This is a genomic window from Rhizobium sp. PL01 (assembly GCF_033447125.1).
In the GTDB taxonomy this organism is placed as follows: Bacteria; Pseudomonadota; Alphaproteobacteria; order Rhizobiales; family Rhizobiaceae; genus Pararhizobium.
In genome coordinates this window covers 215,274-235,332 of record NZ_JAWQUM010000002.1, presented here as the reverse complement: position 1 = coordinate 235,332, position 20,059 = coordinate 215,274, and the positions used below count along the sequence as shown (strand labels likewise).

Annotated in this window: 16 protein-coding genes; 8 read left to right on the top strand and 8 right to left on the bottom strand. The window is 58.4% G+C overall.

What is annotated here, in order from left to right; genetic code table 11:
- Positions 1–31 precede the first annotated feature (31 nt).
- The gene (gene sufB, locus R6X40_RS05505) at positions 32–1,501 is read right to left on the bottom strand and encodes a Fe-S cluster assembly protein SufB (protein ID WP_318411696.1); all 1,470 of its coding nucleotides are present in this window, start codon (positions 1,499–1,501) and stop codon (positions 32–34) included.
- Positions 1,502–1,646: 145 nt separating this feature from the next.
- Positions 1,647–2,813 (bottom strand): cysteine desulfurase family protein, encoded by a 1,167-nt coding sequence (locus tag R6X40_RS05500; RefSeq protein ID WP_318411694.1) that lies wholly within the window; start codon positions 2,811–2,813, stop codon positions 1,647–1,649.
- A gap of 224 nt (positions 2,814–3,037) precedes the next feature.
- Here R6X40_RS05500 and R6X40_RS05495 point away from each other — a divergent pair, with 224 nt between their 5' ends.
- Positions 3,038–3,715, top strand: coding sequence for an alpha/beta hydrolase (locus tag R6X40_RS05495; protein ID WP_318411692.1), 678 nt, complete (start codon positions 3,038–3,040; stop codon positions 3,713–3,715).
- 366 nt (positions 3,716–4,081) lie between these two features.
- Positions 4,082–4,795 (top strand): DNA helicase, encoded by a 714-nt coding sequence (locus R6X40_RS05490; protein ID WP_318411691.1) that lies wholly within the window; start codon positions 4,082–4,084, stop codon positions 4,793–4,795.
- Between the two features lie 69 nt (positions 4,796–4,864).
- Here R6X40_RS05490 and R6X40_RS05485 read toward each other — a convergent pair whose 3' ends face one another.
- Both R6X40_RS05485 and R6X40_RS05480 read right to left on the bottom strand, forming a co-directional pair.
- Positions 4,865–6,085 (bottom strand): GGDEF domain-containing protein, encoded by a 1,221-nt coding sequence (locus R6X40_RS05485; protein ID WP_318411690.1) that lies wholly within the window; start codon positions 6,083–6,085, stop codon positions 4,865–4,867.
- 78 nt (positions 6,086–6,163) lie between these two features.
- Entirely contained in the window at positions 6,164–7,318 is a 1,155-nt protein-coding gene (locus R6X40_RS05480) for an anhydro-N-acetylmuramic acid kinase (protein WP_318411689.1), read from the bottom strand.
- Between the two features lie 131 nt (positions 7,319–7,449).
- On the opposite strand from R6X40_RS05480, the gene tyrS reads away from it, so the two are divergent.
- On the top strand, positions 7,450–8,703 hold the full coding sequence (gene tyrS / locus R6X40_RS05475) for a tyrosine--tRNA ligase (RefSeq protein WP_318411687.1): 1,254 nt from the start codon (positions 7,450–7,452) through the stop codon (positions 8,701–8,703).
- A 52-nt stretch (positions 8,704–8,755) separates the two neighbouring features.
- Here tyrS and R6X40_RS05470 read toward each other — a convergent pair whose 3' ends face one another.
- On the bottom strand, positions 8,756–12,148 hold the full coding sequence (locus R6X40_RS05470; protein ID WP_318411685.1) for a DUF3971 domain-containing protein: 3,393 nt from the start codon (positions 12,146–12,148) through the stop codon (positions 8,756–8,758).
- Between the two features lie 363 nt (positions 12,149–12,511).
- Between R6X40_RS05470 and R6X40_RS05465 the strand changes: the two genes are divergently transcribed.
- The 5 genes from R6X40_RS05465 (at position 12,512) to R6X40_RS05445 (ending at position 17,423) form a co-directional block, all read left to right on the top strand.
- The gene (locus tag R6X40_RS05465) at positions 12,512–12,994 is read left to right on the top strand and encodes a peroxiredoxin (RefSeq protein WP_318411683.1); all 483 of its coding nucleotides are present in this window, start codon (positions 12,512–12,514) and stop codon (positions 12,992–12,994) included.
- A gap of 2 nt (positions 12,995–12,996) precedes the next feature.
- Entirely contained in the window at positions 12,997–13,824 is an 828-nt protein-coding gene (locus tag R6X40_RS05460; RefSeq protein WP_318411681.1) for a ferritin-like domain-containing protein, read from the top strand.
- A 98-nt stretch (positions 13,825–13,922) separates the two neighbouring features.
- Positions 13,923–15,239, top strand: coding sequence for a M23 family metallopeptidase (locus R6X40_RS05455; RefSeq protein WP_318411679.1), 1,317 nt, complete (start codon positions 13,923–13,925; stop codon positions 15,237–15,239).
- Positions 15,240–15,449: 210 nt separating this feature from the next.
- Positions 15,450–16,985: a DEAD/DEAH box helicase gene (locus R6X40_RS05450; RefSeq protein WP_318411678.1), complete on the top strand. Its 1,536-nt coding sequence runs from the start codon at positions 15,450–15,452 to the stop codon at positions 16,983–16,985.
- A gap of 15 nt (positions 16,986–17,000) precedes the next feature.
- The gene (locus R6X40_RS05445) at positions 17,001–17,423 is read left to right on the top strand and encodes an NUDIX domain-containing protein (RefSeq protein WP_318411676.1); all 423 of its coding nucleotides are present in this window, start codon (positions 17,001–17,003) and stop codon (positions 17,421–17,423) included.
- Here the strand turns inward: R6X40_RS05445 and R6X40_RS05440 are convergent.
- Genes R6X40_RS05440 through R6X40_RS05430 form a run of 3 tightly spaced genes read right to left on the bottom strand, consistent with a single transcriptional unit; the run spans position 17,413 to position 20,059 of the window.
- The gene (locus R6X40_RS05440) at positions 17,413–17,730 is read right to left on the bottom strand and encodes a TfoX/Sxy family protein (RefSeq protein ID WP_113550070.1); all 318 of its coding nucleotides are present in this window, start codon (positions 17,728–17,730) and stop codon (positions 17,413–17,415) included. The genes R6X40_RS05445 and R6X40_RS05440 overlap by 11 nt on opposite strands.
- A gap of 5 nt (positions 17,731–17,735) precedes the next feature.
- Positions 17,736–19,355, bottom strand: coding sequence for a molybdopterin-binding/glycosyltransferase family 2 protein (locus tag R6X40_RS05435; RefSeq protein ID WP_318411674.1), 1,620 nt, complete (start codon positions 19,353–19,355; stop codon positions 17,736–17,738).
- Positions 19,352–20,059: an XdhC family protein gene (locus tag R6X40_RS05430; protein WP_318411673.1), complete on the bottom strand. Its 708-nt coding sequence runs from the start codon at positions 20,057–20,059 to the stop codon at positions 19,352–19,354. Before R6X40_RS05430 ends, R6X40_RS05435 begins: the two co-directional genes overlap by 4 nt.

Here is a 20,059-nt window from a genome sequence, read left to right as displayed (position 1 = left end):
CCGCGCACCACGTTCAAAATGTATGCGGCGTTTAACCGACTGAGCCTTCCAGCGAGATCCCGATTAGCTTCTGCGCTTCGACCGCAAATTCCATCGGCAGTTCCTGAATGACTTCCTTGACGAAGCCGTTGACGATCAGTGCGATCGCCGCTTCCGTTGGAATGCCGCGCTGCAGGCAATAGAACAGCTGGTCTTCGGAAATCTTCGACGTCGTCGCCTCATGCTCAAACTGGGCCGAAGAATTGCGCGCCTCGATATAAGGAACCGTGTGGGCGCCGCACTTGTCGCCGATCAGGAGTGAGTCGCACTGCGTGAAGTTACGCGCGTTCTCCGCCTTGCGGTGAGTCGAGACCTGGCCGCGATAGGTGTTCTGGCTAAAACCGGCAGCGATGCCCTTTGAGACGATGCGGCTCGAGGTGTTCTTGCCGAGATGGATCATCTTGGTGCCGGAATCGATCTGCTGATGACCGTTCGAAACAGCAATCGAGTAGAACTCGCCGCGCGAACCATCGCCGCGCAGGATGCAGGACGGGTACTTCCAGGTGATCGCCGAGCCGGTTTCGACCTGCGTCCACGAAATCTTAGAGTTCTTGCCGCGGCAATCGCCACGCTTGGTGACGAAATTGTAGATGCCGCCCTTGCCGTTCTTGTCGCCAGGGTACCAGTTCTGGACCGTCGAATACTTGATCTCGGCGTCGTCAAGCGCAACCAGCTCGACAACCGCCGCATGCAGCTGGTTTTCGTCGCGCTGCGGCGCTGTGCAGCCTTCCAGATAGGAGACGTAGGCCCCCTCTTCCGCGATGATCAGCGTGCGCTCGAACTGGCCGGTGCCCTTTTCGTTGATACGGAAATAGGTCGACAGTTCCATCGGGCAGCGAACGCCCTTGGGGATATAGACGAACGATCCGTCGGTGAACACGGCGCAGTTCAGCGTCGCATAGTAGTTGTCGGTGGTCGGAACGACCGTACCGAGATACTTCTTCACCAGATCCGGATGTTCGCGAATGGCTTCGGAGATCGACATGAAGATCACGCCAGCCTTCTTCAGCTCTTCCTTGAAGGTCGTGACAACCGAAACGGAATCGAACACGGCATCGACGGCGATGCGCGGCGTTTTCACCCCGGCCAGGATTTCCTGCTCGCGCAAGGGAATGCCGAGTTTTTCATAGACCCGCAGAAGCTCGGGATCGACATCGTCGATGGACGTCGGGCCCGGCGTGCTCTTCGGCGCCGCGTAGAAATAGATCTCGTTGAAATCGATCTTCGGATAGTTGACGCGCGCCCAGTTTGGCTCTTCCAGCGTCAGCCAACGCTGATACGCTTCCAGACGCCATTCGAGCATCCACTCCGGTTCGTTCTTCTTTGCCGAAATGAAACGGATGATGTCTTCGGACAGGCCCTTGGGCGCCTTGTCCATTTCAATCGTCGTCTCAAACCCGTATTTGTACTGGTCCACATCAATCAGGGCGACCTGATCGATTGTTTCCTGCACAGCAGCCATGTCGTTCTCCAATCTCGCCGGATACAAGGTCCGGCAGCTTGTCAGTACGATACAATGTTCGTGTATCGCCTATGTAGTGGGCTTAAGGGGCATTTTCACCCCGTTTGCCAAGCGGAAAATTCAATTTCCGCAATTTAATTCAGAGTCAAGCCGCAGCCCCCGCAAGTCTGCGCCGCGCCGCGACCTTGGCAAAGACCTCGGCGCATCGATCGATCTCCGCTTCCGTCGTTGACGGCCCGATCGAAATCCGCAGTGCCCCATGGCGCGGATCGTGTCCCATCGCTGACAGAACGTAACTCTGGCCGACTTTGCCGGAAGAGCAGGCGGAGCCTGCCGAAAGTGCGACCCCTTCAAGATCGAAAGCGATCTGACCGGTTTCCGATTTGAGCCCCGGCAGCGTGAAGAAGCAGGTATTGCCAACACGCGCACCGTCGCGACCATGAATGATAACATCGGGTTCTGCTGCGATCATCGCGGCTTCCAGCCTGTCGCGCAGTGCCGAGACACCGCTCATCCGCCCTTCCAGATCCTCAGCCACAAACCGCGCCGCAGCGCCAAATCCGGCAATGGCGGCCGGGTTTTCGGTTCCGGAGCGATGCCCCTTCTCCTGGCCACCGCCACGGATCAGTGCCGTAGGCATCAGGATTTCGCCGCGCGCGATGAGGGCGCCAATGCCCTTCGGGCCGCCGATCTTGTGCGACGAGATGATCAGGAAATCGGCACCGAGTGCTTCTATCGACAGAGGCAGTCGTCCGGCGGCCTGAACTGCATCGACAACCAGAATACCGCCCACCGCCTTGACCAGGCGAGACACGTCATCGATCGGCTGGACGATACCCGTCTCGTTGTTGGCCAGCATCACGGCAACCATCGGCAGGCCAGACTGGCGATCATGGGCTTTAAGAGTGGCTTCGAGTGCAGCCAAATCGATCGTGCCAGCCGGCGTCACGGCAATCTCGCTGACATCAGCCTTGCCGAAACGCCCGCCTTCGCGAACTGCCGGATGCTCGATCGCGGAAATATAGAGGTGGCCGATCGTCAGCGGTGTCTTGCCCATGCGAAAATCCGGCGTCAACACCCAATTGGCTGCTTCCGTCGCGCCACTGGTAAAGGTCACGCCTGAAGCAGACGCCCCGCAAAGAGCCGCGACATCGCGGCGCGCATTTTCAATCAACGTGCGGATTTTACGGCCTTCGCCATGTACCGAAGATGGGTTGCCCAGGAGATCGAGCGCAGTCAGGCACGCCTCGCGCGCCGCCAGCATGAGCGGCGCGGTGGCGTTCCAGTCCATATAGATGCGCTCTTGTGCCATATTCCCTTGCCAAAGATGAACCGGCTGCCATCTAAAGGCATGCGGCCGGTGCATTTTCCTTGAATTTTTCGCTTCGCTTGCCGTAAGAGACAGCACTCGCCACGGAAAGTCCGTGTCAAAGTTTTGAATGGTTCTAAACTGGTTTTAGAAAAGCTGACTGCTTTCGTCAAGACTGCATCAGCTCTGAACCGGTTTTTAGTACCAGAATCAAGCCCGGAGAGCCAATGCCCGAAATCATCTTCAACGGACCGGCCGGTCGCCTCGAAGGCCGTTACCAGCCGTCCAAGCAGAAGAACGCCCCGATCGCCATCGTCCTGCATCCGCATCCGCAATTCGGCGGCACGATGAACAACCAGATTGTCTACCAGCTGTTCTACATGTTCCAGAAGCGCGGCTTTACCACGCTACGGTTCAATTTTCGTTCGATCGGCCGTAGCCAGGGTGAATTCGACCATGGTGCCGGCGAACTCTCGGATGCCGCATCGGCGCTCGACTGGGTACAAAGCATGCATCCGGATTCGAAGAGCTGCTGGGTTGCCGGCTATTCCTTCGGCGCCTGGATCGGCATGCAGCTTTTGATGCGCCGTCCGGAAATCGAAGGTTTCATGTCGATTGCGCCGCAGCCGAACACCTACGACTTCTCGTTTCTTGCACCCTGCCCGTCGTCCGGCCTGATCATCAACGGCGATCTCGACAAGGTAGCACCAGAAAAGGACGTCAACACGCTGGTCGATAAGCTGAAGGCGCAGAAGGGCATCCTGATCACGCACAAGACCGTGCCCGGTGCCAACCATTTCTTCAGCGGCCAGGTCGATACGTTGATGGCTGAATGCGAGGACTACCTTGATCGCCGCCTGAACGGCGAATTGACGCCAGAACCGGCAGCAAAGCGAATCCGCTAACCAGGCAGGGGTCGGTTGCACCGGCCCCCTTGCCAACGGGCGCATAAGCATTCTGGGATTAGCTGCCCCCGTATATTCTGGAATGGCACTCTGCGTCTCAACAGCCGCAGAGTGCCATTTTTTATGCGGAGTCGCGGAACTGCAGATTTTGCTCTGCGCCCTCGCGGAGGACTGCAGGCAACCATCAGCCTCCTTCTTGTTGCCCTCTCCGACTCGCGATATGAATCAGGGTACAGGCTTGGCCCGCGCCTCCTCCCTCCAAATCGGGGAAGTATCGTTCATACGGGGCAATTCCATCATCGATCCATCTGTTCGGGCGCCGCATAAGGAGGGATTGCGTTTTCTGCTCGCAATGGAGGTTTTGTGATGAGATTATCCGCCCCGATCTATCAACTGAAACGCCGGGCTAAATTGTTGGCCCGCGACGAAAAAATCGCCCTGCATGCCGCACTCGATCGCATAGCCCGTAAAGACGGTTTTGCAGACTGGAGCCTGCTTGCTGCACAAGCTTCAGGCAGTTCCGGCGAAAGAGGCATCCTGTCCCGGCTCTCCGACGGCGATATCGTATTGCTGGGTGCCCGTCCCGGACATGGCAAGACGCTGTTAGGGCTCAAACTCCTGCTGGAAGCGACCAGTGACGGCAGGAGAAGCGTGTTCTTCACCTTGGAATATACCGAAGGCGAAACCAAGCAGCGTATCCGCGCGTTGGAAGGCGAAATATCCGGCCTAGGTGACGCGCTAGAGATTGTGGCTGACGACGACATTTGCGCCGGCCATATCATCCGTCATCTTGCCGGTGCTCCCCGCGGAACGGTTGCCGTGGTCGACTATCTGCAAATCCTCGATCAGCGCAGAGACAAGCCGGAACTTTCAGAGCAACTCGGCGCCCTTCAAGCTTTCGCAGAAAAGGCAGGGATCATCTTTGTTTTCCTGTCTCAGATCGATCGTTCCTATGATCCTGAAAGCAAACCACTGCCAGACTTGCAGGACATCCGCCTGCCCAATCGCGTCGATATGAGCCTGTTTTCCAAGGCGTGCTTCCTGCACGAAGGCAAAGTACAATTTCAAACGATAGCTTGATTGTCCAACCTGCCGGGTACGCATTCGGCGCCCCGGCGTCCGGTCATTATGACCTTGCCAACATGGACATCATGCCTGTGCCTGCCAACCTTCCGGGTTGACGGATATCGCCTGTCCTGCTCGGTTTACCCTGTTGCGCCCGCCCTTCTTGGCGTCATAGAGCGCAGAATCTGCGCCCTTGATGGTATCGACGATACTGTCCCCGGGTGAGGCCAGCGCGCAAACGCCAAAACTGGCCGACAGGCGAACCGTGTCCGGCAATCCGATAATCGCAAGCGACGAAAAGCTGTTTCGAAGCCCCTGTGCGAACAGATACCCCGTCGTTTCGCCTGTCGACGGCAGGAAGATGGCAAACTCCTCACCGCCGAAACGCGCGCAGATCGCCTCCGGTGGTGCATGCCCCGCAAGCATACGGCCGAAAGCCAGGATCACCTGATCGCCGGCGCCGTGACCATAGGTGTCGTTCACGGCCTTGAAATGATCGAGATCGCAGACAATCACGCTATGCGGATAGGCAGACATCGGGCGGGCAAGGATCTGGCTTACTCTCGCGTCGAAACCGCGCCGGTTCAAAAGCCCTGACAGAGGGTCGATTTCAGAGTTCGCCTTGGCGTCATCCATGATTTCAACGACGATAACGGCCAGCAATGTGAGACCTGTGGAGACGACCAGCACGGCGCTGAGGCTCTGGGAAACCAGCGCAAAGGTACTGCCAAGATAGGCTTGGGCCGTGTCTCCACCGCTAAATTTCACCGCAAAATAGACTTTGCTGGCAAAATTTCCGGCCGTGACCAGCAGCAATGCCATGAGGACCCGGTCGGCTGTCTCACGCCGCCCGGACCGGTAGACCGCTACCGCACAGATCAACTCCGCAATCGCGAACGGCATCTGGTAGCCGAGTGAATGCGCGAACGAGCCCCGCGGCAAATCATAGATCATCAGGTTGAGAGGCAGTGCTGCACACAGAAGCGCCGTGATGGTCCAAATATTTGCCGGTACCGCATACAGGCGGCCGATACCGACTCGGATCATCAAAAGTGCACTCAGCACGGAACTGAATGCCCCGAAGCTCGCAATCCGGTCGAAATCCCCGTAGCGAATCATGACCTCAAACACCGCAGACAGCGAGGCGACGGCAAAGGCAGCAGCAAACCAGAGCCCAGCGGACGGAATGCGGCTGCGCCGGGAGATGACAAGGAAAAACGCGCAAAAAAGCTGCGCTATCAGAAAATTAACCGTCAGTAGGAAGAGCGCGCCGTTCATTGATATGTCCGTTTCGAGAACACGCACGCCGCGTGTTCTCCTCCGCCCATGCCAAAGGACATCGCAGATTCGCGTGAATGGTAACGGTGTCCGGCAAAAGAAAGGTTAATCAGGGAAGGACGGCAGAGGCCCCGAAAGCGGATTGAAGACGCCGCCAGTGACCGGTTTTGCTACTCCCGTCGTGCCGGGAAATGTCAGCGGCAATCCCTCAAGCGAACGCACGGCAAGGTAGGCCCATGCCTCCGCCTCCATGGCATCGCCATCCAATCCGGCTTCCTCGGCAGACATGACCGTTGCCTCCTCGCTCAATGCAAGATCGGTGAGGTCGCGCATGATGATCCGGTTCAGCCGTCCACCTCCACAGATAATGTACGTGCCTGGCTGCTGTGGCAGATGCTGTGCAGATTTGAGAATGGCAGCTGCCGTGACGTAAGCAAGCGTGCGTGCGCCATCCTCAAGGCTCGCATCCGCGCCGGCCGGTGGCGAAAAGTCGTTGCGGTCAAGGGAGCGGCGCTTGTTTACGGAGAAAAACGGATTGGACAGATACCGTTCTGCCAGATTGGTCAAAACACGTCCCTCACTGGCGATCATGCCACCCTGATCATACGGAATGCCGGCATGCGCCTCGACCCATTGGTCGATCAAAGTGTTGCCCGGGCCGCTATCATAGGCAACGATCTGTCCGCCTGTACCGATATATGTCAGGTTGGAGATGCCGCCGATATTGACAAACACGACCGGCCGCTCCGAGCGCAGTTCCGTAGGCAAACCGGCTGCAAGGGCCGCATGGTAGACGGGGATCAGCGGCGCACCCTGCCCGCCATGCACCATGTCGTTGGCGCGCATGTCGTGAACAACGGCAATGCCGGTTTCGCGTGCCAGCAGCGCGCCATCGCCAAGCTGCACCGTCAGGGCGTCGTCGGGACGATGCAGTACCGTCTGGCCGTGAAAGCCGATCACATCAATATCTGCGGGCTGCAGATTGTTTTTCTTCAGGAAACTGTGCACGGCCTCAGCATGACGCAACGTCAACTGTCGCTCGACATCGGCAAGACTGCCCGGCCGCTCCGCGCGTTGCCGCACCACCCTTGCATCCTCCAGCGCCTGTTTCAAGCGATCGCGAAACTTTGTGTCATAGGTTATTCCAAGGGTTGCGCCGCGCTCGACCCTGTCACGGCCATCGGTTCGGACCAGCGCGATATCGATGCCATCCATGCTGGTGCCGCTCATCAGCCCGATTGCCGTCTTCATCTGCGCCATCCCGCACTCAACTCCCAAGCAAACATTCACGATGCAAACACGTGCACTTTTCACCAAACAGTGCTAAACGCCGCGCAAATATCCAGCAAGTGCTCATTCCTTTCAAAACAGCCCACCGAAAGAGACAGGTCATGTCCGAATTCAAGTCCGATTTCCTTCACACCCTCCATGAACGCGGCTTCATCCACCAGACATCCGACGATGCCGGACTGGATGCGCTGTTCAACAAGGAAACCGTGACGGCCTATATCGGCTTCGATCCGACCGCACCGAGCCTGCACGCCGGCGGCCTGATACAGATCATGCTGCTGCACTGGATGCAGGCGACTGGTCACCAGCCGATCTCGCTGATGGGCGGCGGCACCGGCATGGTCGGAGACCCATCCTTCAAGGATGAAGCGCGTCAGCTGATGACGCCGGAGACCATCGCGTCCAACATCGCCAGCATCAAATCGGTCTTCTCCAACTATCTGACCTATGGCGAAGGGCCGAAAGACGCCCTGATGATCAACAATGCCGATTGGCTGCTTGGCATCAACTATCTTGAATTCCTGCGCGATGTTGGCCGTCACTTCTCGGTCAATCGCATGCTCGCCTTCGATAGCGTCAAAACCAGGCTCGAGCGCGAGCAATCGCTGTCGTTCCTCGAATTCAACTACATGATCCTGCAAGCCTACGACTTCGTCGAACTCTACAAACGCACCGGTTGCCGCCTGCAGATGGGGGGCTCCGACCAGTGGGGCAACATCATCAATGGTATCGATCTCGGCCACCGCATGGGAACGCCGCAGCTCTACGCACTGACCTCGCCACTGTTGACCACGTCCTCGGGCGCCAAGATGGGCAAGTCGGTCAACGGTGCCATCTGGCTCAACCCGGACATGATGTCAGCCTATGACTTCTGGCAATATTGGCGCAACACCGAAGATGCCGACGTGTCGCGCTTCCTCAAGCTGTATACGACGCTTCCGATGACCGAGATTGCTCGCCTTTCGCAGCTCGCTGGCACCGAGATCAACGAGGTCAAGAAGATACTGGCGACCGAAATCACAGCGACGCTGCACGGACGTGCAGCAGCAGAAGAAGCAGCCGAGACCGCCCGTAAGACCTTCGAAGAAGGTGCCCTTTCAGCCAACCTGCCGTCCATCGATGTACCGGCAGCAGAGCTTCAGGCTGGCATCGGTGTTCTCGCGCTGTTCGTCCGTGCCGGATTGGCAGAGTCCAACGGCAAGGTGCGGCAGTTCCTCAAGGATGGGGCAGTCCGCCTCAACGATGCAGCCGTCAGCGACGATCGTCTGCTGATCGGCACCGGTGATGTTACGGCAGACGGCGTTATCAAGCTGTCACTCGGCAAAAAGAAGCACATCCTCGTCCGGCCCGTTTGACGCGCAGCACGGGTACAGAACCTGAAAAACCGGCGGCGCTCCCGCCGGTTTTTTATTGGAATTCGAAGATGCTGCGGAACACGCCGGGCGCGATGATCGAGAGCGGATTGATTGTCAGGTTCGGTTTGGCGAACGGCCCGACCAGTTTGAAGGTGATGCCGAGCAGGCCCCGGTCCCGGCCATTGCCGAGGAGAACGCCGATGATCGGCAGTTCGCCGAACAGCCGGTTAAGCCCATAGGCAGGCATGAACGTTCCGGTCATATCCATATTGCCATTCTTGTCGCGCACCGTTCCCTGGAAGGTTGCGCCGACATCGACACCGCGAACGACCCCGCCTTCGATCGCAATCGATCCATTGTCGAGCGCCACATTGGCCGAACCTCGCTCGAAACGGGCCGAACTGACATCGATATTCTTCTTTACTGCCTGGTTCAGGCTTTTGCCATCGGCACCCGTCGGCGTAGAGACGATCGATTGCAGTCTCGCCTCGTTGACCAGAGAGAACTTGCGGATATCGACATTTCCCCGCCAGGAACTGCCACCCCGATCGCGCAGTTTCAGATTGAGCAAGCCGCCGCGCATATTGCTGTAGATATTGGCAAATCGCGCCAGCGACCCGGCATCTCCACTGGTCAATTCCAGAACGTTGTCGGCACCGTTTTTCGTCAATTTGGCAACCACGGCCTGACCGCTATCGGTCACTGCCGACAGATCGATGTCGTCGATCTGCTTGCCTCTCGCCGCGTAGCTCAGATTGACGTTGGACATTGTTTCGGAATGGAAGCCGGTCACCTGTTGAAGGTTTGCATTGATAGCGATCCGCTTGCCATCGCCATTATCGTCACCTGACCCGCTGCGCAGACTTTCGATAACGGGGCGTAGATCAGCGGACGAGCCATTGACGCTGACGGCAAAGCCACTTTTCTGGCGCTTGACGTTGACACCATAATTATCGCCCTTGGAAAGTTGGACCGAGGAGAACTCTCCAGAATTCAAACCTGACTTGTCGAGCACAAGCGCACCCGTTGCACCGAAACCATCGCCCGTCAGCTTCAGATCATTAATATAAGCCATGCCGTCCGTCTGCTCGACGGAAAACGTCGCCTTGGCACCAATCCCTGATCCTTTCGACCAGCCGATCCAGGGAAGCGAAATTGAAGCACTGCCGAGATCCGCCGAAACCGCCTGTCGATTATTATCATCGATGTTGATATCCAGCGACACGGGGCCGCTGATAAAGGTCGCAATTCCCGGAGCGAACTTGGCAAGCATCGCGTCATTGAGCGTCCCGGAAATCTCGCGCTTTCTTTTGACCGGGCTGTCGGCACCAACAGGCTCGATGAGAGAAATGTCCATGGACCCGCCTTCGATGTTGGCCTTGGCGTCCAGGACTGCCTGTTGCGGGTCGATCCTGAGGCTGCCCCTTATGTCGGAAATCGCCTTTTCACCGATTGGTTTGTTGACGGTGACGCCATTAAGCAGCAACTCCGCCTGCCACTGCGGCGGCGGCGGTTTCTGGGCGGCTACGAGACCAAACCGCGCACCCACTTGCGCCGTTACGTCGCCGGTAAAATCTTCCGGCTTGAAAGTTGTCCGTTGCAGGGCAAGAAGGGGCCGGTAGCTGACAAGCTCTGCAATCGCGTCCGCCTGCCCACCGACATCGAGTTTCATTTCGGCAATCAACGGTTTTTCGTAGGTATTGGGGATAATAAGATGACCACCGTTCACCGTGGCTGAGCGCCCCGAGGGAAAATACGCCGTTCCGCGTTCGATCTCCACATCCATGCGCTCGCCCTTCAGCTTGAAAGCGCCGGCGGCATCGCGCAAGGGCGGAATATCACCAACCAAATTGACCCGGGCATCGGCAATGTTGAATGCGACGCTCAATTCCTCGGCATTCAGATCGATGGGGCCAACGGTGCGCGTGATGCGCCCCATTGGCAGGAACACTTCGATCTTGCCATCCGTGACCGTGCCGCCGAAAACGTTATTGATCACCCATCGCCGTGCCGTCTTGCCGATCCACCAGGGCCAGAGCTGTTTCACCGCAGCAGACTGTAGCTTGCTGCTTACAAGGGCGAAGCTGATCTGGGGCGAGGCTTCCCCGAAAGTCATAGACAACGAACCGGCAGCGGTGCCGAGCCTGCTCGCCACCGTCAGTTCGTCAAAAACCAGCTGGCGGCTTTCCGATAAATAGCGCCCCTGAGCCTTGGCGTCGAATATCAGCGGCGCCTCGGAAACATCGATCGGCGACGAACTGGCGGCTTGCGCCAGAAGGTCGATCGAAAAGCCCTTCTTTCCAGCCACCACAGCTGGGTCTAGATCCGCGATCACACCGGTAAACGGGAAAGTCGACCGGCCAACGCGCACGATCGACGGCAGGATCTCGATCCTGTCACGGGCAAAATCATAGCTGACATTGAGTTCGGAAGGTTTGAGCTCTGATGTGAAGCCGCCCGCATCGAAGATACCGTCGTTGGATCGGCCGCTCAACTGCAGCGTCGGTGGCGTGTTTTCAGCGGCCCGCGTTGCATTGATGGTCAGATCGGCGCTGCTCTTGATCCCGAATGCAAGTTCCGTTGCGGTGTCGTTACGATGCAGGAAGGCAGACAGCGGCAAGCCTAAGGCGGAACCGTTGAGCGTCGTGAGACGCCCGCTCTGACGGTCAGCGCGAAGATGAAGTTGCGAAGATTGTCCATCGATGGAAAAGGCGCCATCAATCTGCATAGAGCCGTCGGCAGCGCGCTTAAAATCCAGGGTTTCCACCACGACAGGTACGATGCGCTGGCGAGGACCGGCAATGGACAATTTCAGGTCTGCGATGCGCATCGTTTCCGTATTACTGCGGCCGATCAGCTGGGAGATACGGTCGATCTGGTCGAAAACGACTTCCAGTCCTCCGGCAACATCGGTGATGCGAATGGCTGCCAGATCGATCGGCTTGCCTTGGGGCAGCAGCGACGGATCAAGTGTCGCTCCCTCAGCCTCTATCCGTGAAACCGCGACCCGGCCGGTCATCAAGGCCAACGGGTGGAGTTCGATAAAGACAGAATTGGTGGTGACCAGGCGTTTGTCGGAGACGTTTTCAACCAGTGTTACGTCCTGCGCTTTGAGCGCCAACGCACCATTCGAGGTCATGCGCAAGACGGTGCTTCCGACCTCGGCATGGTATCCGTCGCCGATTGCAGCGTTCAGCGCCGTCTGCGCCCGCGCATTCAGCGGCTCGTCGAGAAACCCGCCTTCAATGGCAGCAAGGACGGTTGCACCGAAAAGAAGGAAAATCGCGGTGAGGACAATCGTCGTTGTGAACACAAGCCGTGCAATCCCGCGCTTGTTTGGCGCGTGAACGATACACGGATCATGAGCCTGCGCTGATGGCAGGGAATGCAGGACAACAATGTCTTCCTTGCGAAACGATACCTTTTCGCCGCGGATTTCATTCATCAGCGCCGGCGGCCTCCGAAAGTGTGAAAAGAATCATGCGGTATTGTTCAATCTGCTGCGATTCCATCTCTCGATATCAGACGGTCCTATGCCTATGATTCCGAACGCACGACGTACGTGGTTGATTTATCTCATGTTCTCGCCCGAAAACGCCAATGGCGCATTGAAGCGCCTTGGGAGTTCGCGTTCATTGCACAGTAGTTAAAGAACGGTCCCGGGGCAAACAATGTCTGCCACTCAACCCATCTTCCCTGTGCGCGAAACACCCCTTGGTTCTTCCGGCGCTGGACGGGCCGGGTTCCGATTGGATATGCCTCATGCGACAAACTTTTGCGGCACATGCCCCAGAATAAAGGAATAACCATGGCGAACCTGACCGAAGGCGCAATTGCACCGGACTTTACCCTGCCCCGTGACGGCGGCGGAACTGTCTCGCTGTCGGATTTCAAGGGACAATCTATCGTGCTGTTCTTCTACCCGAAGGATGACACCAGCAGCTGCACCACCGAATCCATTGCGTTTAGCGGGCTACTGACCGAGTTTTCTGCAGTTGGCACAGTGATCATCGGCATGTCGCCAGATTCGGTAAAGAAGCACGACAAGTTCGCCAAGAAGTACGATCTCTCGGTCATTCTCGCATCAGACGAGGATCTGGCGGTGCTGAACAGCTATGGCGTCTGGGTCGAAAAAAGCATGTACGGCCGGAAATATATGGGGGTCGAGCGGACAACGCTGCTTATCGGACCTGACGGCCTCATCCGGCGCATCTGGCCAAAGGTGAAGGTTGCCGGTCATGCCGAAGAGGTACTGGCGGCAGCGAAAAGTCTAGCGAACGGAAACGTGTGACGATGACAAGCCTTCCGGCGATACGCAGCCTTCGTGACGGGGCCGTCCGCGCAATCCGCGCTGCTGATCTCGACATCAAGACGCTGCTGACCCAGGAAACGGCACGCCGGTGGAGCGAACGGACCCTGTCGCTGCGCTCACCACTGGATATGGCCGTGCCTGACCGGCCCGGAAGGCCCGAGAAACCGGAGTTGATACCGCCGAGGCAGATGCCAAAACGGGCTTTGACCACCGATAGAGGCCGCATCGCCCTCCTTCACGCCATCGCCCATATCGAGCTCAATGCCGTCGATCTGGCGCTTGATATCGTCGCCCGATTTGCCACGGAACCCGTTCCGCATTCATTCTTCGACGGCTGGATGAAGGTGGCCTTCGAGGAGGCCAAGCACTTTCGCATGGTGCGTGATCGCCTGCGCCAGCTTGGTGCCGACTATGGCGACCTGCCGGCCCATGACGGGCTCTGGCAGGCAGCCCATGATACGCGCAACGACCTCACGGCGCGACTGGCAGTGGTACCGCTGATTCTCGAGGCGCGCGGCCTTGACGTAACGCCCGCCCTGCAGGCGAAGATGCGCGATGCCGGTGACCTGGAAAGCGCTGCAGTGCTCGACGTCATCTACGAGGATGAGAAGGGCCACGTGGCTGTCGGCGCCAAATGGTTCCGTTTCCTCTGCGCCCGGCAGAAGAAAGACCCGGCAGCGGCATTTCAGGCTCTGGTCAGGGCCAATTTTCGGGGACCGCTGAAAGCACCGTTCAACGACATCGCCCGCGCCGAAGCTGGCCTGACACCATCATTCTATCGATCGATGACGGCCTCGGTAAACACCTGAAAGGTCATCGCAAACCCCTCTCAGCAAGGCTTTATTAACCTTAACAGTATCTAATCAATCCCATCAAGACGGGCAGAATCGCACGCGTTGGGGGTGAGTTGGTGTCTACGGAAAACCAGGTTTTCGGCAAGCGCGCACAAAAGCACATCATCATTCTGGCAAGCGGCGATAAAGTTCGCCACATGACTGTCCAGCCCTGGATGGCAGCTCTTTCCGTCTGTTTCGTTTCTGTTTTTTCTATCGGCTATCTCGCCGCAACCTCCTATCTTGTGCTGCGCGATGACCTGATAGGCGGCACGATGGCCCGCCAGGCGCGTATGCAGTACGAATACGAAGACCGGATCGCAGCTTTGCGTGCGCAGGTCGACCGCGTCACCAGCCGTCAACTCCTCGATCAGCAAGTGGTGGAGGATAAGGTCGAGAAGTTACTGCAGCAGCAGATGGCACTGTCATCGCGCCATGGCCGTCTCGGAACATTGCTCGACCGCGCCGAAGAATCTGGAATCGCAGAAAAAGAAGTTCAGCCGTCCGAGACAACACCCTTGTCCTACGAAAAGCGCGCCGACGCCAGTGGTGGCCTCAAGGCCATCGAACGATTGATGGGCCTGGGCAATAAGGCACCTCAGCAGAAAATGGCGCTGGCCTATGCACCGCAATCCGCATCAGGCGGAAAGGAGGCCATGTCCGACCGGGCCGACCGGCTCTTTTCGAAGGTAACGTTGTCGCTCAAGGATATCGAGCAGGAACAGAAAACCCGCATCGATAGCCTGACCGCCGGCGCCTCGGAAGCCACCGATGCCATCATGACCATTCTTGCGCGCACCGGTGTGAAGGTCGCTGCCGACAAGGCTGTAGAAACAGCAACCGTTGCTGGAGACAGCGACGCGATTGGCGGCCCTTTTGTCGAGCCGGAAACGACAGAGGCCTTCGACAACTCCCTGATTGGGCTCGATACTGCGCTTGGCCGCCTCGAAAGCGTGCGCAGTCAGGCCAGAAAGCTGCCGTTCAACAATCCGTCCCCGGCCAGTGAGATTACCAGCAGCTTCGGCAATCGCCTCGATCCGTTCCTTGGCAGGTTGGCGCTGCATGCCGGGATCGATTTTCGCGCCCCGACCGGAACACGGATTCTGGCAACTGCACCGGGTACTGTAATCACCGCCGGCAAGACCGGCGGTTACGGCAATATGGTCGAGATCGACCATGGCAACGGGATCACCACCCGCTACGCTCACCTGTCGAGCGTTCTTGTCAATGTCGGTGACAGGATTACCACGGGCGAGGCCATTGCCCGTTCGGGGAGCACGGGGCGTTCGACAGGTCCTCACCTGCATTATGAAGTGCGGCTCAATGGTGAGGCCGTGGATCCGATGCGGTTTTTGACCGCAGGCATTAAGCTCAGCCACTACATCAATTGAACTTGATGGCCTTGGGCGTACTCTTGACGTAACGACAGGCATTTTTCTGCTATCCTGTTGTTGGCAGTCCATTATTGACTCTTTCGCCGTTCAAACCACCGGTTTTCTTGACTTTGTCTGCCTATGGGACTAAGAGCCCCAGCGACGGCAGTTAAAGTATGCGCCGATTGACCAGTGTTCGACCGAACCGGAACGGAAACAGATTTCCCTTTGACCACTTTTTCAGACCTTGGCCTGAGCCAAAAAGTTCTTACCGCAGTGACAGATGCGGGCTACACCATCCCCACACCGATCCAGGCAGGCGCAATTCCGCCGGCCTTGCAGCGGCGTGATATTCTGGGCATCGCCCAGACGGGCACGGGTAAGACGGCATCCTTCGTGCTGCCGATGCTGACGCTTCTGGAAAAGGGCCGCGCTCGCGCTCGTATGCCGCGCACGCTCATTCTTGAGCCGACGCGCGAACTGGCAGCTCAAGTCGCCGAGAATTTTGAAAAATACGGCAAGAACCACAAGCTCAATGTTGCACTGTTGATCGGCGGCGTGTCCTTCGATGAGCAGGACCGCAAGCTTGAGCGTGGCGCCGATGTGCTGATCTGCACGCCAGGCCGCCTGCTCGACCATTGCGAACGCGGCAAGCTTTTGATGACCGGCGTTGAAATCCTCGTCATCGACGAAGCAGACCGCATGCTCGACATGGGCTTCATCCCCGATATCGAGCGCATCGCCAAGCTGATCCCGTTCACCCGCCAGACACTGTTCTTCTCGGCCACCATGCCGCCGGAAATTCAGAAACTGGCAGACCGGTTTCTGCAGAACCCGGAGCGCGTCGAAGTGTCTACTCGCTCTTCCACGGCAACGACCGTGACGCAGCGATTGGTCGCGACACACAGCAAGGATTACGAAAAGCGCGCGGTGCTGCGCGATCTGATCCAGAAACAGGATGATCTGAAGAACGCGATCATCTTCTGCAATCGCAAGCTTGATGTTGCTGAACTCTACCGCTCGCTTTCGCGCCACGGTTTCTCGGTCGGCGCTCTGCATGGCGATATGGATCAGAGTTCGCGCACGAAAATGCTGGCGGGCTTCAAGGACAATGCCATCACGCTGCTGGTTGCCTCCGACGTCGCCGCCCGCGGTCTGGACATTCCGGATGTGAGCCATGTGTTCAATTTTGACGTGCCTATCCATGCGGAAGACTATGTCCACCGCATCGGCCGTACCGGCCGGGCCGGCCGCTCTGGCGCTGCCTTCACGCTGGTCTCCAAGCGCGATACCAAATTTACAGACGCTATCGAAAAGCTGATCGACAAGAAGATCGAATGGCTGAACGGCGACCTCTCCGCCCTGCCCGCTCCGATGGAAAGCCATGAGAGCAGCAAGCCCGATCGCGGCGGCCGTGACGGCAAGCGCGGTGGCCGGCGCAACGACCGGGATCGTGACCACGCTCCCCGCCCCGTCTCCAGTCACAAATCGGACATCAAATCAGACGATAGTCCGGCAGTCATAGCAGCCCCCCCCGAACCGGTAGTAGCAAAGGCAGAACCTGTGAGATCAGAACGCAAGGCAGAAACGAAACCGCAGAATGCCGGCCGTAACAGCAACCGTCCTGCTCCTCAGCCGAATCCTGCCAATGACGACAACCGCGATCGCCGCAATCGCTATCGCCGCGATCAGGACGACGGCCCGACGCCGGTCGGCTTCGGCGACGATATCCCGGCTTTCATGCTGATTGCCGGCAAGGCCTGAGCCTTCAAGCATCGCATGGCATATCCAGGCATAGATTTTCCCGGTGTGGGATCAGGGCTTGCCGTCTTTAATGACGGCAAGCTTTTGCTTTGCAAGCGTTTGAAAGCGCCGGAAGCCGGTCACTGGAGCATTGTCGGTGGCAAGGTCGAGCATATGGAACCGGCAGCCGACGCCGCCCGCCGTGAGGCGGAAGAAGAAAGCGGACTAAAAATCCATTCGGCCCAGTTTCTCTGCCTCAGCGAGCAACGGATCGAAGCCGACCGGCAGCACTGGATCTCGCTGATCTATGTCACCGACGATTTCTCCGGCGAACCGCAGTTGACGGAACCCGACAAACTCTCCGAAATCGGCTGGTATCCTCTCGATGATCTGCCGCAGCCACTGTCGCTGTTCGCCCAGGATGCGGTGCAGGCGTTGCGGGCGCTTGCTACTTCTTAGCCCTCAACGCGGCCTCATAGGCGAGGCGGACCCAGCGAGCCATCTCGTCTGGATCATCGAAGGCTTCTTCCGGGATGGACCAGTAGGGCATTTTCACCAGCTTTCCTTTGCCGTCGTAACTCCACTGTGAGCTGCCAGCCGCCTCGAACTCCCCGGCGCTCTCAGTGTCTGCCTTCAAAAGAATGTCTCCGCTCACCTCCAGCGCCAGAATCCGGCCCTCGAAATAGATACCCTTGCCGCCAAACATGCGTTTGACCGTCACCGGGCCAAGGGCCGAAAACATCTCCTCGATTGCCGCATTGTCCATTCTCATCAGCCTTTCAATATACCACCAGCAGCGATGATCGCTTCCGGTGTGTCGAGATCAAGATGCGCAGCCGGGCCGATATCGACATCGATCACCGGCAGCCCGCAGGTTTCGATGATATGCCGCGCACCGACATCGCCCTGCAACTGCCGGATCGCTTCGAATGTCGATCGCGGCAGGATGACCGGATTGCCGCGCTTCCCGGCCGACATGGCGCGGACGATCGTGAGGCCCTGCCCGGCCTTAAATGCGGAAATCAGCGCAGCAAGATCTTCAGCCGAAACCCACGGCATGTCCGCCAGCATGACCAGCAGCCCATCAAAATCATTGCCTGCGGCGTTCACCCCGGCAATCAATGACGAGGCCATGCCCATCGCATAATCGGTATTTTCAACGGTGATGACGTCAAGCCCAGCCAGTGCGGCACGAATTTCCGTCTGCCGGTGACCGGTAACTGCGAAAACGTGGCGGACGCCAGCTTGAAGTGCCGTCTGCGCACCGCGACGCACCAGCGGCACGCCCTCAAACTCCGCCAAAAGCTTGTGTTGCCCTGATTCCCCCATGCGGGAAGCCCGGCCGGCGGCAAGCAGCACGCCCGCGACGGCAACATCCTTGGGTTCGGAACCGGTCAGTGCACGCGGCAAGGGGCGCGTCGGTATCTCCATCAGCAGCCCACCGACACCGAGACCGGTAATATCATCCATCGTCGGCCATTCGTCGGCTAATATTCTGTTCAGGATCCAGTCGAAACCGTTCTCCTTCGGACTGCGGGCACAGCCGGGAGCACCGATCACCGGGATATCGCCAACCCGGCCGAGAACGAGCAGATTGCCGGGATCGACAGGCATGCCGACATGATCGACGGCACCGCCAGCAAGCCGTATCGCCGCAGGAATCACATCATCTGCGTCGGCTACGGCCGAAGCGCCAAACACGATAACCATTTCGTGCCGTTCTATTCCTTGTCGAATGGCGGCCGCCACAGCTTCAGCGGTATGCGGCACGCGTTGCTCCTGCACCAGGATGCTCGACGACAGCCGCAATCGCGCCTCAAGGTTTTGGCGCGTCTTGTCCATGACGCTGGGCTTCAGCGATGGCAGCATCGTTGCGATCAACTTGACGCGGCGTGCGGCGAACGGCTTGACGCTAAATGCATGCTCGCCCCGAAGAAGCACTGCAGCATCCTCGACAAACCGTCCTGAAACGGCAAGCGGGATAATCTTGATCGTCGCCACCATGTCGCCGGACCGCACCGGCACGTGATCGGCAAGACAGGCGAGCGTGATGGCCGGATCAATGCGGTTGAGCCGATCGACGATGGAGCGGTTCGCGCAGAAGAGGCCATCGACGGCAGAGTGAATATTGATCCGCCCGGTTGCCGCCTGCGAAAACGTCAGGTGGTCGCGCTCGATCGCTGCCGCTATCCGTGAGGCCGCCTCGTCCTCCATAAGATCGCCCGGCTCCAGGCGGGCGGCGATGATTTCGGAGAACCCCGCCGCCTGTAGCGCGGATATGTCGGCGGCGGAGACAACATGCCCTTTGGAAAGGCGTCCATTGGGCAGCTTGGCTGCATGAGCGAGAACCGCGCCTTGCGCATCGGCGACCGGAACCGGGCCAAACTTCATGCGGCAGGCCCTCGCCCAGCCGCCACATCTCGCGTCCGCAGCGTCTGGATGATTTCAGCAAGGATGGCGACAGCGATCTCTGCCGGATTGGACGCGCGGATATCAAGACCGATCGGCGCGCGGATACGGGCGATGCTCTTGTCGTCCACACCCAGCTTTGTCAGCCGCTCGACCCGGCGTGCATGGGTTTTGCGGCTTCCCAGCGCGCCGACATAGAAGCACCCGGATTCAAGCGCTTTTGCCAAGGGAAAATCATCGATCTTGGGATCGTGGCTGACCGCGATCAGCGCCGTATAGGCATCGAGTGGCGTATGCCGGAGCGCATCTTCCGGCCATTCGGCAAGGAGCTTTGTCTGTTTGAAACGTTCCGGCGTTGCAAAGGCGCTGCGTGGATCGATGATCGAAAGATCGAACCCGGCGATATCGGCCATGACGGCAAGCGCCTGTGAGATATGGACCGCGCCAATCGCGACAATCCGCGGTGGCGGCAAATAGACGTTGACGAACACAGCCTGTCCGTCGATCTCGACCATACCTGATTTTCCGGTGCGCAGTGCCGCCTCTATGGATGGCGCTACGGATGGATCATGCGCTTCGCCCTCCAGGAAAAGCCGGGCCTCTCCGGTGTCAAGCGGCGTGATCGTCACCGTTGCCAGCCGCGCGTCTCGCGCCGTGTTCAACTTGTGCAGATGCTCCAGCAACAT

Excerpts from the sequence above, each read along its gene's own strand:
- R6X40_RS05470 (WP_318411685.1), bottom strand. The coding sequence starts at position 12,148 with ATGAATGAAATCCGCGGCGAAAAGGTATCGTTTCGCAAGGAAGACATT.
- R6X40_RS05490 (WP_318411691.1), top strand. The coding sequence starts at position 4,082 with ATGAGATTATCCGCCCCGATCTATCAACTGAAACGCCGGGCTAAATTG.
- R6X40_RS05480 (WP_318411689.1), bottom strand. The coding sequence starts at position 7,318 with ATGGCGCAGATGAAGACGGCAATCGGGCTGATGAGCGGCACCAGCATG.
- R6X40_RS05460 (WP_318411681.1), top strand. The coding sequence starts at position 12,997 with ATGACAAGCCTTCCGGCGATACGCAGCCTTCGTGACGGGGCCGTCCGC.
- R6X40_RS05435 (WP_318411674.1), bottom strand. The coding sequence starts at position 19,355 with ATGAAGTTTGGCCCGGTTCCGGTCGCCGATGCGCAAGGCGCGGTTCTC.
- R6X40_RS05430 (WP_318411673.1), bottom strand. The coding sequence starts at position 20,059 with ATGTTGCTGGAGCATCTGCACAAGTTGAACACGGCGCGAGACGCGCGG.
- sufB (WP_318411696.1), bottom strand. The coding sequence starts at position 1,501 with ATGGCTGCTGTGCAGGAAACAATCGATCAGGTCGCCCTGATTGATGTG.
- R6X40_RS05500 (WP_318411694.1), bottom strand. The coding sequence starts at position 2,813 with ATGGCACAAGAGCGCATCTATATGGACTGGAACGCCACCGCGCCGCTC.
- R6X40_RS05465 (WP_318411683.1), top strand. The coding sequence starts at position 12,512 with ATGGCGAACCTGACCGAAGGCGCAATTGCACCGGACTTTACCCTGCCC.
- R6X40_RS05495 (WP_318411692.1), top strand. The coding sequence starts at position 3,038 with ATGCCCGAAATCATCTTCAACGGACCGGCCGGTCGCCTCGAAGGCCGT.
- R6X40_RS05445 (WP_318411676.1), top strand. The coding sequence starts at position 17,001 with ATGGCATATCCAGGCATAGATTTTCCCGGTGTGGGATCAGGGCTTGCC.
- R6X40_RS05440 (WP_113550070.1), bottom strand. The coding sequence starts at position 17,730 with ATGGACAATGCGGCAATCGAGGAGATGTTTTCGGCCCTTGGCCCGGTG.
- tyrS (WP_318411687.1), top strand. The coding sequence starts at position 7,450 with ATGTCCGAATTCAAGTCCGATTTCCTTCACACCCTCCATGAACGCGGC.